At 66.2% G+C, this 13,768-nt stretch carries 11 protein-coding genes; 7 read left to right on the top strand and 4 right to left on the bottom strand.

Annotation, left to right across the window (positions count from 1 at the left end):
* The 3 genes from U1708_RS13065 to U1708_RS13055 all read left to right on the top strand — a co-directional run bounded on the left by U1708_RS13065 (position 1) and on the right by U1708_RS13055 (position 5,328).
* Positions 1-576 carry a DUF2497 domain-containing protein gene (locus tag U1708_RS13065; RefSeq protein ID WP_332746295.1) on the top strand — a complete coding sequence of 192 codons (576 nt, stop codon included), beginning with the start codon at positions 1-3 and terminating at the stop codon, positions 574-576.
* Positions 577-712: 136 nt separating this feature from the next.
* Positions 713-3,520 carry a valine--tRNA ligase gene (locus U1708_RS13060; protein WP_332746294.1) on the top strand — a complete coding sequence of 936 codons (2,808 nt, stop codon included), beginning with the start codon at positions 713-715 and terminating at the stop codon, positions 3,518-3,520.
* 293 nt (positions 3,521-3,813) lie between these two features.
* Positions 3,814-5,328: an MATE family efflux transporter gene (locus tag U1708_RS13055; protein ID WP_443030047.1), complete on the top strand. Its 1,515-nt coding sequence runs from the start codon at positions 3,814-3,816 to the stop codon at positions 5,326-5,328.
* Positions 5,329-5,454: 126 nt separating this feature from the next.
* Here the strand turns inward: U1708_RS13055 and U1708_RS13050 are convergent, their stop codons facing one another.
* The 4 genes from U1708_RS13050 to U1708_RS13035 form a co-directional block, all read right to left on the bottom strand.
* Positions 5,455-6,219 carry an NYN domain-containing protein gene (locus U1708_RS13050; protein ID WP_332746293.1) on the bottom strand — a complete coding sequence of 255 codons (765 nt, stop codon included), beginning with the start codon at positions 6,217-6,219 and terminating at the stop codon, positions 5,455-5,457.
* A 10-nt stretch (positions 6,220-6,229) separates the two neighbouring features.
* Positions 6,230-6,649: a DoxX family protein gene (locus U1708_RS13045; RefSeq protein WP_443030046.1), complete on the bottom strand. Its 420-nt coding sequence runs from the start codon at positions 6,647-6,649 to the stop codon at positions 6,230-6,232.
* Between the two features lie 88 nt (positions 6,650-6,737).
* Positions 6,738-7,214: a transcription elongation factor GreB gene (gene greB, locus U1708_RS13040; protein ID WP_332746292.1), complete on the bottom strand. Its 477-nt coding sequence runs from the start codon at positions 7,212-7,214 to the stop codon at positions 6,738-6,740.
* Positions 7,215-7,238: 24 nt separating this feature from the next.
* Positions 7,239-9,236 (bottom strand): lytic transglycosylase domain-containing protein, encoded by a 1,998-nt coding sequence (locus U1708_RS13035; protein WP_332746291.1) that lies wholly within the window; start codon positions 9,234-9,236, stop codon positions 7,239-7,241.
* A 111-nt stretch (positions 9,237-9,347) separates the two neighbouring features.
* Between U1708_RS13035 and dapA the strand changes: the two genes are divergently transcribed.
* From dapA to U1708_RS13015, 4 genes are all read left to right on the top strand, one after another.
* A complete protein-coding gene (gene dapA, locus U1708_RS13030) occupies positions 9,348-10,232 on the top strand; it encodes a 4-hydroxy-tetrahydrodipicolinate synthase (protein WP_332746290.1) in 885 nt (294 codons plus the stop codon).
* A 263-nt stretch (positions 10,233-10,495) separates the two neighbouring features.
* Positions 10,496-10,978, top strand: coding sequence for an SsrA-binding protein SmpB (smpB, locus tag U1708_RS13025; RefSeq protein ID WP_055879372.1), 483 nt, complete (start codon positions 10,496-10,498; stop codon positions 10,976-10,978).
* Positions 10,979-11,002: 24 nt separating this feature from the next.
* Positions 11,003-11,542, top strand: a complete 540-nt coding sequence (locus tag U1708_RS13020) for a DUF2062 domain-containing protein (protein ID WP_443030050.1) — start codon at positions 11,003-11,005, stop codon at positions 11,540-11,542.
* Positions 11,543-11,635: 93 nt separating this feature from the next.
* Complete coding sequence (locus U1708_RS13015; RefSeq protein WP_332746289.1) at positions 11,636-13,723, top strand: M13 family metallopeptidase; 2,088 nt, start codon at positions 11,636-11,638, stop codon at positions 13,721-13,723.
* Positions 13,724-13,768: the final 45 nt, after the last annotated feature.

Here is a 13,768-nt window from a genome sequence, read left to right as displayed (position 1 = left end):
ATGGGGGATGTCAACGGCGAGCCGTCGATGGAGGAAATCCTCTCGTCGATCAAACGCATCATCGCGGAAGAGGGCGACACGCCGGGCCGTTCGCGTCGGCCTTCGCGTACGACGACTGCGCCGGTCGATTTCGAGCCTGCGTTTCTCGACGGCGATCACGACGACGACGAGATTCTCGAGCTGAGCGACCCCATGCCCGATCGTACGCCGCGCTCGCCCAAGTCCCCGGTGCCTGCCTCCGTCGATACCCCGTCCGAACCACGCCACGCCGCTCCGCAGATGGCCCCCCAAGTGACACCGCCAAAGGCCGCGCCGAGCGCAAAGCCACAGCTGGCGACCGATGCCACGGCCGAGCCAATCGTATCGCGCCACACCGCTGCTGCAACGCGCGCGCCGCTCGAAGCGTTGACGCGGATGATGGTAAAACCCGAGTCAGGCAATGACGGCACACTCGAAGGGTTGGTCCGCGAGATGCTCCGCCCGATGCTGCGCGAATGGATCGATGCGAACCTCCCCAACATGGTCGAGGACATGGTCTCGCGCGAGATCGCCAAGATCATGAACCAGCAGCCCTGACGTTGGACTGCTCCCCTCCCTGAAAGGGAGGGGCCGGGGGTGGGTCGGCCGGTTGTGGAGCGGCGACGCACATTCCAACAAACCACACGCTCCCCTAAGGCTGGCCTAGCCCCGACACGCCCGCTAAGGCTCGGGCATGAGCGAGCTTCCCAAAACCTTCGACCCGGCCTCCATCGAATCGCGCTGGTACGCGCATTGGGAGGCAAGCGGCCAGTTCCGGCCCGACCGTCCGAACGCCGAGCCCTGGACGATCGTCAACCCGCCGCCCAACGTCACGGGCTCGCTGCACATCGGCCACGCGCTCGACAACACGTTGCAGGACATCCTCACACGCCACGCGCGGTTGAAGGGCAAGGATGCCTTGTGGGTGGTCGGCACCGATCACGCCGGCATCGCCACGCAGATGGTCGTCGAGCGCCAGATGGGCGCGCTGACCCCGCCGCAGAAGCGCACCGACCTGACGCGCGAAGAGTTCGTTGCGAAGGTCTGGGCGTGGAAGGAAGAGAGCGGCGGCGAGATCACGCAGCAGCTCCGCCGGCTCGGGTGCTCGATGGACTGGGCGAACGAACGCTTCACGATGGACGAGGGCTTTTCGAAGGCCGTCATCAAGGTGTTCGTCGACCTCCACGCGCAGGGTCTCCTCTACCGCGACAAGCGCCTCGTGAACTGGGACCCCGGCCTCGGCACCGCGATCAGCGACCTCGAGGTCGAGACGCGCGAGATCAAGGGCAGCTTCTGGCACCTGCGCTATCCGCTCGAAGACGGATCGGGCTTCATCGAGGTCGCGACCACGCGGCCCGAGACGATGCTCGCCGACATGGCGGTGGCTGTGAATGGCGCGGACGAGCGCTACACCGCGCTGATCGGCAAGCAGGTGAAGCTGCCGATCACCGGACGCCTGATCCCAATCATTGCCGACGACCATGCCGATCCGGAGCTCGGCTCGGGCGCGGTGAAGATCACGCCGGGCCACGACTTCAACGATTTCGAGGTCGGCAAGCGGGCAGGGATGGCTGCCGGGTCGATGCTCAACATGCTCGATGCGAAGGCGCGCGTCGTGCAGGTGTCGGACGGGCTGATCCCGGACGACCTTCTTGGACTTACGACCGCGGAGGCGCGCAAGGCCATCGTTGCGCGGCTCAAGGAGGAAGGCTTCCTGATCGCGCATGTCGACAAGGAGGGTGTCGAGCACGACGCCGAACCGCGCACGATCCAGACCCCATATGGCGACCGCTCGGGCGTGGTGATCGAGCCGTGGCTGACCGACCAATGGTATGTCGATGCGAAGACTCTCGCGCAGCCGGCGATCGAGGCGGTGCGGACCGGCGCGATCGATATCGTGCCGAAGACCTGGGAGAAGACGTTCTTCAACTGGATGGACAACGTCCAGCCCTGGTGCGTGTCGCGCCAGCTTTGGTGGGGGCACCAGATCCCGGCATGGTTCGGTCCGGACGGTACGCCGTATGTGGCGGAAACCGAGGTCGGAGCGCAGGCTCTGGCGGGTGAGGGCGTGACGCTAACGCGCGATCCCGATGTGCTCGACACGTGGTTCTCCAGCGCGCTCTGGCCCTTCGCGACGCTCGGCTGGGACGGCTCTTCTTCCCCCCTCCCGCAAGCGGGAGGGGCCGGGGGTGGGCTCGCGCTCTCCTCGAGCGGCACCGATGCAGGTGAGCGCGAGCCCACCCCTCAATCCCCTCCCGCAAGCGGGCGGGGAGGAAGTCTTAACGGGCGCTACCCGAACGACGTTCTCATTTCCGGCTTCGACATCCTGTTCTTCTGGAACGCGCGGATGATGATGCAGGGGCTGCACTTCATGAAGGACGTGCCGTTCCGCACGCTCTACCTCCACGGCCTGGTCCGCGCGGCGGACGGCGCGAAGATGTCCAAGTCCAAGGGCAACGTCGTCAACCCGCTGGGCCTGATCGACAAATACGGCGCCGACGCGCTGCGCTTCTTCATGGCGGCGATGGAGAGCCAGGGTCGCGACATCAAGATGGATGAGAAGCGCGTTGAAGGCTATCGCAACTTCGCGACCAAGCTGTGGAACGCCGCGCGCTTCGCACAGGCCAACGGCATCGTCGCCAGCACGACGCTGGAGGCTCCGCGGGCGGAACTCGCGGTCAACAAGTGGATCATCGCCGAGACGATCGCGACCGTGCAGACGGTCGACCTCGCGCTCGCCGATTACCGCTTCGACGGCGCCGCCAACGCGATTTACCAATTCGCGTGGAGCCGGTTCTGCGACTGGTATCTCGAACTGATCAAGCCGCAGATGGTCGGCGAAGAGCGCGGCCAGATCGACGACGAATCGAAGGCCGTCGCCGGCTGGGTGCTCGACCAGATCCTGGTCATTCTCCACCCGTTCATGCCGTTCATCACCGAAGAGCTGTGGCACGCGATGGCCGACCCCACCCACCCGCGCGAGCACGACCTGATCGTCGCACAGTGGCCGATGGCGGACGCGCGCTCGCTCGATCCGGAAGCGAGCAAGGAAGTCGACTGGCTGATCCGCCTGGTTCAGGAAATCCGCACCGCGCGCAACGAACTGAACGTGCCGCCGGGCGCGCGACTGCCGCTCCACGTCCGCGATGCGAATGCGGCGACGCTGGCGCGGCTTCAGCGCCAAGCCCCCGCGCTCGCCCGTCTCGCCCGCGTCACGCATGCCGAGGGCGAAGCCACCGGCGGCGCGGCACAGGTCGTGGTCGACGAAGCGACGTTCGTTCTCCCCCTCGAAGGCGTCATCGACTTAGACTCCGAACGCGCCCGCCTGACCAAAGCGATCGCGGCAGCGGAGAAGGAGCGCGATGCTTTGTCGGGTCGTCTCGGCAACGCCAGCTTCGTCGAACGCGCCAAGCCCGAGGCGGTGGAAAAGGCCAAGGCCGACCACGCCGACAAGGCCGCCGAAGCCGCGCGGCTGCACGCGGCACTCGGACGCCTAGGCTGACCTGCTCCCCTCCCGCAAGCGGGAGGGGAATGCGTGGTTGAAGACCGCCGCGCTCTAACAATATCCCCCCCGGCGAAGGCCGGGGCCCAATTGGGTGACGTTGCAAACTGCGGCGGCGCTCCGTTACTATGACCTTCCAATTGGACCCCGGCCTTCGCCGGGGCGGCATAGTTGTTCGGAGCAGCGGACCTACCCGCTTGTTCCAGCGTTCACTCCGCCGCTAGGACGAAGCTTGAGAGGGCGCTCGACCGTCCGCCGGTGGACACCGGAAACCGGCCTGACGGAGAGACTGTGTGAGCGACCTGCCATCCAACGTCGAGACACGCGCCGACGATCGGGATCCGTCCAGCGGCAAGACCGAAACCCATTCCCGCAGCAAACCCGGCCAGCGCGATCTCACCACCGGTCACATCGGCCGCACGCTCCTCGCGTTCGCCCTCCCGACGCTCGGCTCGAACATCCTCCAATCCCTCAACGGCTCGATCAACGCGATCTGGGTCGGGCGCTACCTCGGCGAAGGCGCACTCGCCGCGACCTCGAACGCCAACATCATCATGTTCCTCACCTTCGGCGCGGTGTTCGGGTTCGGCATGGCCGCGACGATCCTGGTCGGCCAGAGCTTCGGCCGCCACGATCTCGAAGGCGCACGCCGCGCGTTCGGATCCGCCGTCGGCCTGGTCCTCGCCGGGGCGATCGTCATTGCGGCGCTCGGCTGGATATTCGCGCCCGAGATCCTGCACCTGCTCGCCACCCCCGGCGACGCGATGCCGCTCGCGCTCGCCTACCTCCGCGTGATTTTCCTCGGGCTGCCAGCGTCGATGATGATGGTGCTGCTGATGATGGGGCTCCGCGGCACCGGGGATTCGATGACGCCGCTCTGGTTCATGCTGCTCAGCGCGATCCTGGACAGCGCGCTCAACCCGTTGCTGATCGCCGGTATCGGACCGTTTCCGCAGATGGGCATCGCCGGCTCGGCGACCGCGACGCTGGTCGCCAGCCACGTCTCGTTGCTCGGGCTGATCGTCTATATCTACAAACGCGACCTGCCGCTGAGGCTTCGCGGCAACGAACTCCGCTACCTCATCCCCGAGCGCGCGCTGACCGGGACGATCGTCCGGAAGGGCCTGCCGATGGGTGCGCAGATGCTGGTCATGTCGACCGCGGGCCTCGCGATGGTCGGGCTGGTCAACCGACTCGGCGTCGATACCGCGGCGGCCTATGCCGTGTCGCAACAGCTGTGGACCTACATCCAGATGCCCGCGCTCGCGATCGGCGCCGCGGTCAGTTCGATGGCGGCGCAGAATATCGGCGCGGGCCGCTGGGACCGGGTCGGCGACATCACCAAATACGGCCTGCTGTTCAACGTTGCGCTGACCGGCGCGATGGTCGGAGTCGTCATCCTGTTCGACCGGCCGGTAATGACGTTGTTCATCGGCAACGACAGCCCCGCGCTGCCGATCGCGCGGCATATCCAGCTGATCGCGAGCTGGAACTTCATCCTGTTCGGCATGACGATGGTGCTGTTCTCGACGGTCCGCGCGAACGGCGCGGTGATCGCGCCGCTGATCGCGCTGATCGTCGCGCTGTATCCGGTGCGGATCGGCTTTGCGTTGCTGGCGAAGCCTTGGCTCGGGGCGGATGCGCTGTGGTGGAGCTTCCCGCTCGGGTCGCTGGCGACGCTGGCGATTGCCGCGTGGTATTATCGCTACGGCAATTGGCGGAAGGGCGCGCTGGTCGTGCCGGATGATAGCGAGGAACAGGCGCACGGTATGAGCGAGCCAGGCGGGCGGTTGCAGCCGACGGGTTGAGGCGAAACGCGCTCCCCTCCCTGGAAGGGAGGGGCTGGGGGTGGGTAGGCCAGCTTGTGTCCCCACGGTTCGGATTTGCGGACGCCGACCCACCCCCGACCCCTCCCTTCCAGGGAGGGGGGAAGTCTATCGCAACCGCTTCACGAACGAACGGCCACCCTCACGCCGCTCATGCTGGAAGTTCGGGATCGTCTCGATCAGGTCCGACAGCCGGTTGAACCCGTAATTCCGCGCATCGAAGCTCGATCGGTTGCCCGCCAGCTGGCCGAGTTCGGCGACGCTGGCATAGCCCTTCTCGTCGCGCTTCACGGCGTTGTACGCGTCGATCAGCAGCTTGATGACCTGCTCGTCGATCGGCTGCGCGGTCTTCGGTCGAGCGACCGGCGCCGGCGCCGCTGCCTTCTCGCCAGCAACGGGGGCAGGGGCCGGCGCGGGCATCGCCTGAGATGTCTCGTTTAGCGCGCCGACGTCGATGAATCGCGTGCAAGCCTGCCGAAATCCCTCCGGCGTACGGCTCGTGCCGAACCCATACACCGGGATGCCGTCCTGGCGGATGCGCGTCGCGAGCGGCATGAAGTCGCTGTCCGACGACATGATCCCGAAGCCGTCAATGCGCCCGCGGAACAAGAGGTCCATCGCGTCGATCGTCATCTTCATGTCGGTCGCGTTCTTGCCCTTGGTCAGGTCGAACTGCTGCTGCGGCTCGATGCCGTGCTTGATCGACATGTCGCTCCACGCCTTCAGCGCGGGCTTGGACCAGTTGCCGTACACCCGCCGGACGTTTACCGTGCCGAGTTCGGCAAGGACGGTCAGCACCGGGTCGAGGGTCGCGGCGGAGGCATTGTCCGCGTCGATCAGGAGGGCGACGTTGCGCGTTGTGGTATCGATCATGCGCGCGAGGTTAGCCGCGGGTGCGCCGCGCGTCCACGCTCCACGCGCCGCCACCCGCTGCGGCGAGGTACAGGAACACGAAACAGTACAGCACCGCGGCCTCGCCGCCATTGGCGATCGGGAAGGGGCCCTTCGGCATGTGCGCCATGAAATACGCGACCGCGGACATGCCCGACAGCACGAACGCCACCGGTCGCGTGAACAGGCCGATGATCAGCATGCCGCCGCCGACGACTTCGAGTGCGCCCGCAACGTAGAGCAGCGGGTTCATCGGCATCGGGAAGGGCGGCAGGCCGGAGAACTTCGAGATGCCGTGGCTGAAGAACACCAGCGCGACGACGATGCGCATGACGCTCAGCAGGCGGGCGGACCAGGTGGCGGGTATCGGCATGGCGGAGTCCTCAGTGTCGTTGCGTTGGCGAAACGTCATACGGGGGCGGGGTCGGGTCAATCAACTGAAACCGAAACGGACCGTTCACATCGAACTCGCTATCCTCGGCCTTGCGAGGGATCACCTATCAGGGATACGCAATCGCGACGACCTCGTGCTCGCGTTCGCCCGCAGGGAGATCGACCCGCCGCACGTCGCCGATCGCCGCCCCGCGCAGGGCGCGCGCGAACGGCGAGTTCCAGCCGATCCGCCCGTTGCTCGCGTCGGTCTCGTCGTCGCCTACCAAGGTCAGCACGCGCTCCACGTCGTCCTCGTCGGCAACCGTCACGCAGGCCCCGAACCAAACACGCGAGCGGTCTTCCTGCGCGGCGGGATCGACGACCTTCGCCGCCTTCATCCGCTTCGAAAGCCACCCCAGCCGCCGGTCGATCTCGCGCAACCGTTTGCGGCCGTAGATATAGTCGCCGTTCTCGGACCGGTCGCCGTTTCCCGCCGCCCAGGAGATGACCTCGACCAGCTTCGGTCGCTCGCCGGCAAGCAGGTGTTCGTACTCCTCGCGCAAGACGGTGTAGCCGGCAGGGGTGATGTAGTTCGGGCGATCCATGCGCTTGCCAATACTCTTCAGCGATCAACCCGGCCGGTTCTTCCCCAGATACCACGACAACCGTGCCGCCCCCCGGCTCTTCGCCCGCGCGGGGTTCATCAGATCGTAGACCACCGCATTCTCCAGCACGCGCTGCACGTAGTTGCGCGTCTCCTGGTACGGGATAGCCTCGACCCAATCGATGATATCGACCGAGCCGGTCCGCGGGTCGCCGTTCGCGCGGAGCCATTTGTTCACGTTGCCGCCGCCCGCGTTATACGCCGCCACCGCCAACGGATAGCTGCCGTAATTGGCATACACGCGCTGGAAGTAGCTCGACCCCAGCATGATCGACATGTTCGGATCGGTCGTCAGCGCAGCCTGGTTATAGGCGAGGCCGATCTTCCCCGACTGTTCGCGCGCGGTTGCCGGCATCAGCTGCATCAGTCCACGAGCCCCTGCATGCGACACCGCGGCGCGATCGAACTGGCTTTCCTGCCGCGAGATCGCGTGGATCATTGTCCAGTTGCTTTCATACCCCGCCGGCACCGACACCATCGGGAAGCCCACCGCGGAGTAATCGCTGAGCCCGTTCGTCAACGCACTCCGCCCGACCATCACGCCGAGATCGGGCCGGTTGATGCTCTTCGACAGCTCAGCAGCGAGCAGGTGGTCGGTGTCGGTCGTCGCGTCCGCCGCGATTTGGCGGACGAACGCGGTCTGGTCCTGCCAGTCGTTGATCTGCCCCAGGAACTTCACCGCGCGCACCGTCTCGCGCCGGTCGAACGCCGCCCGCGCTGCCGGATCGACGGCGACCGAAGCGACCGATGGCGGTGCGACCAGCGGGCGCCCGGTCCGCTCGTTCGCCAGCTGCCCGTAATATTGATCGCGGTATCCCGCCGCCTGGCCGTAGAACGCCGCCGCCTGAGGTGCCAACCCGGCCGCCTCCGCCGCACGGCCCGCCCAGTAATAGCCCTTCGACCGCACCTGAGGCGAGCGCGAGCCGCGCGCGTACCGGTCGAATAGCGTCATCGCATCGGCCGGCCGCCCGAGCTGCTTCATCGCCACTCGTCCGCCGAGCCAGGCGAGATTGGTATATTCGTCACGCTCGGCATAGGATTTCGTCGAGACGTCGGTACCGAACGGATACGCGTCGTCGATCTGCCGCGCGATGTCGTAAGCGACCTGATACTGCCCGTCGTTCGCCGCGCCGTTCGCGTTGGTGACGAGCACCTCGTACCATTCCGCGGCATTGCCCGGCCGCGTCGTCAGCGACCGAGGCCGCGCCAGCCACGCCCGCGCCGAAGGGCTCGCACCCGAATTGCGCAACCACTGCGCACGGTCCGCGACATAGCCCGCGTCGTTCGCATACAAGCTCTGCGTCGAGGCCGAGATATCCGACGCGTTCGGCGCATTCGTCCGGAACGCCAGCCGCGCCTGGAATATCGGCCGTCGCGCGGCGCTGGTCCAAACGATCTGCCGCTGCGCCGCGCCGGTCTGGCCCGCCCACAACAGCGCATCCATCCTCGCGTCCTGATCTTCCGGCGTCAGCGCACCGGGAAAGCCCGACGTCACCATCGCCTCGTCGGTCGGCGTCAGCCCGCTGCTGCGCCACGCCGTCCGCACCGCCGCATAGGCCTGGTCCCGCGCCCCCGTCGCCTGCAAAGCCCGCGCATAGGCGACCCCGCCCGAAGCCGATTGCGGCGGATACCGACGGAAGAACGCGACCACGCTGGTCGGCGACCCGGTGGCCGCCTTACGCTCGGCCGCACGCCGGTTCGCGGCCTCGTTCGGCCAGCCCGGATGTGCCATCAGGAACCCCGCGTAACTGTCGAACGGCAACGCATCGGTCTGCTGCAACGCGCGCCATTGCGCGATCGTTGAGGCGATCGCGCCGTCCGTCGCCATCGGTTGAGCCTGCGGCCCCATATTGGCAAGTTGCGTGCTGTAGCGATCCAGCGTCTGCTGACCGCCTCCGGACGCGGCGACCGTCCCCGCCACAGCTGCGAGAAGAAGGCTCGTTTTAAACATCGATGCTACCATGTGGACAGCATAGGGATCGAACCCGTATCTGTCCTGAACGAAATCCGGATTTCGCCCGGTATTTGGCGCAACAGGCCAGACTTTTCTTCTAGAATGGATGCAGGCTACCGCATGTTTTCAGGATCTATTCCGGCGCTCGTCACGCCGTTCGCCGCCGACGGCAGCTTCGACGAAACGGCCTATCGCGACTTCATCGAGTGGCAGATAGCGGAGGGCTCGTCGGGGCTGGTCGCGTGCGGCACCACCGGGGAAGCGGCGACGCTGTCGTATGACGAACACTTCCACGTCGTTCGCGTTTGCGTCGATCAGGCGAAGGGCCGCGTGCCGGTGATCGCCGGCGCAGGTTCGAACGATACGCGTGTCGCTTCGGCCAACCTGCGCGCCGCAAAGGACGCCGGAGCCGATGCCGCTCTGATGGTGCCACCCTATTACAACCGGCCGGGGCAGGAGGGCATCTTCCGCCATTTCGAAGCGCTCGCGCAGACGACCCCGCTGCCGATCATCCTCTACAACGTCCCCGCGCGGACCGTGACGGACATCCAGCCCGCGACTCTCGCGCGGATCGTGAAGGCATTCCCCGACGTCTTCGTCGGCGTGAAGGATGCCAGTGGCGTCCTCGCCCGCGTCTCGCAGCACCGCGCGTCGTGTGGGCCGGACTTTTGCCAGCTGTCGGGGAATGACGACATGGCGCTGGCGTTCAACGTCATGGGTGGCACCGGATGCATCTCGGTGACCGCCAACGTTGCGCCGAAGCTCTGTGCGGAGTTCCAGGCGGCGTGCCAGTCGGGCGATTTCGTCAAAGCGCTGGCGTATCAGGACCAGCTTTACCCGCTCCACGAAGCGCTGTTCACAGACGCTTCGCCGGGCCCGGTGAAATACGCGATGACTAAGGTACGCGGTGGCTTTCCCGAAACCCTCCGCCTGCCGATGACCCCCGCCGGTGAGGTTTCTCGCGCGGCGGTCGATGCAGCGCTCGAGCACGCGCACCTGGTCTGACCAGACCACCACGGCCCCCTGGAAGGGACGGGCAGGTCTTCGAACAGGCCACTACGGTCCCCCCTCCCTGGAAGGGAGGGGCAGGGGGTGGGTAGGCCGGCTCGAGTCACCACGGTTCGGATATGCGGAACCCGACCCACCCCCAACCCCTCCCTGTCAGGGAGGGGCGAAGAAGATGCGGAGAACGGCACGCAGGAATAACGCCATCGCCATCACCACCACCGCTTCCCCTAAGCCTCGCGACCTCCTACATCGCGCGTCCCATGGCACGTCCCAAACCCCCGACCTTCGAGAAGACCAAGATCGTCGCCGAGAACCGGCGCGCGCGGTATGATTACTACATCGAGCAGGTGTTCGAGGCGGGCATCGCGCTCACCGGCACCGAGGTGAAGGCGCTGCGTGGCGGCGAGGGCTCGATCGCCGAGGCCTATGCCGAGGTGAAGGGCAAGAACGTCGTCCTGGTCAATTCGAACATCCCCGAATTCAGCCACGGCAACCGCTTCAACCACGAGCCCAAGCGGCCGCGCAAACTGCTGCTGCACGAGCGCGAGATCAACAAGATGTTCGGTGCGGTCGCGCGCCAGGGCATGACGCTGGTCCCGCTGATGATCTACTTCAACTCGAAGGGCCGTGCGAAGATCGAACTCGCGCTCGCCAAGGGCAAGCAGAACCACGACAAGCGCGATTCGGTGAAGGAACAGGACTGGAAGCGCGAGCAGGGCCGGATCATGCGGGATCGCGGATAGCCTGTGTCGAAGGCGCCGGGCAGTATCTTCGGACGCCTCGCGGCGTGGTCGCATCGCAACCTGCCGACCCGCGAATCGATGGAGCGGAACCGGCTGCTGCGGCCGGTCGCGCACCGCGTCCTCGCGCCCGAACTCTGGCGCTTCACGCGGCGATCGGTTCCCCGCGGCGTCGCGCTCGGGATGGTCGCGGGGATCCTGATCCCGGTCGCGCAGACGCCGGTTGCGGCGATCTTCGCGCTGCCGTTTCGTGCCAATGTGCCGACCGCGGCGCTGACCACCTTCATCACCAATCCGCTGACCACCCCACCGCTGTGGATCGCGGCCTATTGGATCGGATCGTCGCTGCTGCGGCTCGACGATCACGTTCCCGGCCAGCCGGTCGCCGATGCTGCTGCACGCACCGAATGGATCCCGTGGCTGATGCAGGCTGGCCCCGCCACCGCCCTCGGTCTGCTGGTCATCACGGTCGTCTGCTCGGTCGGTGGCTATGCGCTCAGCGCGCTCGGCTGGCGCCTATGGATCGCGCGCAAGTGGCGGCATCGGCACGATAATCGTACGGCATAGTATTTCGTAACATTTGACACCGCTTGGAATTGACGGACCGTCCTATCGGCGTAGAACACGCGGCATCCTGAAGTCCTTCCCGAGGTTTTTTAGATGCGTAAGTCGATTGTTACCGTGATCCTGCTCGCGTCCGCCGCTTCGGCCATCGCCCAGACCAATCAGACCGGCCCGAACCAAGCTGCCCCGTCGCCGGCGCTGGCCAAGGCCGCCAAAGGCCCCGTCGCGCCCAAGGATGCCAACAAGCCGCAGATCGGCGATTTCGGCTTCGACATGGCAGGCCGCGATACCAGCGTGACGCCGGGCACCGACTTCTTCGATTACGCCAACGGCGGCTGGGTGAAGAACACGCCGATCCCCGCCGATCGCTCGTCCTACGGGATGTTCCACGTCCTCCAGGACCTGTCGCTCGAGCGCACCCGCACGATCCTCGACGGCGCCGCGAAGACCCCGGGCGACAAGGTCGGCGAGTTCTACACCAGCTTCATGGACGAGGCGGCGGTGAACGCGAAGGGCGCCACGCCGGTCAAGCCGATGCTCGCCGCGATCAAGGCGACCAAGGATAAGACCGCGCTCGTCACCGAGATCGCCAAGCTCCAGCGCCAGGGCGTCGGCGGCCTCGTCGGCGTCGGCGTGCAGCAGGACGACAAGGACCCGACCACCTATGTCGTTGGTCTCGGCCAGAGCGGCATCGGCCTCCCCGATCGCGATTATTACCTGAAGGACGACGCGAAGCTCGCGACGATCCGCACCGCGTATCAGGCGTATCTGACGCGGATGCTGACGCTGGCCGGCGAGCCCAACGCAGCAACCCGCGCCGCTGCCGTCTTCAATATGGAGAAGGGCCTCGCCACCGCGCACTGGACCCGGATCGAGAGCCGCGACGCCGACAAGACCTACAACAAGTGGACCGCCGCCGATTTCGCCGCGAAGGCACCGGGCTTCCCTTGGGCGCAGTACATGACCGCGATGGGCGTCACCGGCCGTCCGTTTTACCTCGTCGCACAGCCGAGCGCGCTGACCGGCGAGGCGAAGGTGTTCGCCGATACGCCGATCAACGTCCTGCAGGACTATGCGATGCTCAAGGTGCTGCGGTCGTACGCGCCGTATCTGTCGAGCGATTTCGACAAGACCAACTTCGCCTTCTACGGCACCACACTTTCCGGCACGCCCGAGCAGCAGGTCCGCTGGAAGCGTGGCGTGTCGACCGTGTCGGGCGCGATGGGCGAGGCGATCGGCCAGCAATACGTCGCGAAGTATTTCCCGCCAGCGTCGAAGGCCGCCGCCGACGACCTCGTCAAGAACGTCATCGCGGCGATGGGCGAGCGCCTCAAAAACCTCGAATGGATGGCGCCCGAAACCAAGACCAAGGCGCTCGCCAAGCTGGCCGCCTTCACCCCGAAGATCGGTTATCCGGACAAGTGGCGCGATTATTACGCGCTTCAGATCCAGCGTGGCGATCTCGTCGGTAACGTGTCGCGCGCCAACGCATTCGAATATGATCGCGACCTCAAGAAGCTCGGCCAGCCGATCGATCGCGGCGAATGGTTCATGACGCCGATGACGATCAACGCCTACGCCAACCCGACGATGAACGAGGTCGTCTTCCCGGCCGCGATCCTCCAGCCGCCGTTCTTCGATCCGAAGGCCGACCCGGCGGTCAATTACGGCGGCATCGGCGCGGTGATCGGTCACGAGATCAGCCACCACTTCGACGATCAAGGCCGCAAATACGACCTCAACGGCAAGCTCACCGACTGGTGGACGCCGCAGGACGTCGCCCGCTTCAAGGTGTTCACCGATGCGCTCGTGAAGCAGTACGACGCGTACGAACCGCTGCCCGGTCAGCACATCCAGGGCGGCCTGACGCTCGGCGAGAACATCGCCGATCTCGCCGGCCTCACGGTGGCGTACGACGCGTATCACAAGTCGCTCGGCGGCAAGCCCGCACCGATCATCGACGGCACGACCGGCGACCAGCGCTTCTATTACGGCTGGGCCGGCGTCTGGCGCACCAAGTTCCGCGACGCCGCGCTCCAGCAGACTTTGTTGTCCGACCCGCATTCGCCGGGCCACCAGCGCGTCCTCACGGTCCGCAACCTCGACCCGTGGTACGCCGCGTTCGGCGCCAAGCCCGGCGAGGCCAGCTACCTAGCCCCCGCCAACCGAGTCCGTATCTGGTAACGGACGCCCCTACCGTTCTCCCGCGAAAGCGGGAGCCTAGGGTCA

Source organism: Sphingomonas arabinosi (assembly GCF_036663715.1).
Classification (GTDB): Bacteria; Pseudomonadota; Alphaproteobacteria; order Sphingomonadales; family Sphingomonadaceae; genus Sphingomonas.
Note: the sequence above shows the minus strand (reverse complement) of the source record. Positions and strands in the feature narration are given on the sequence as shown.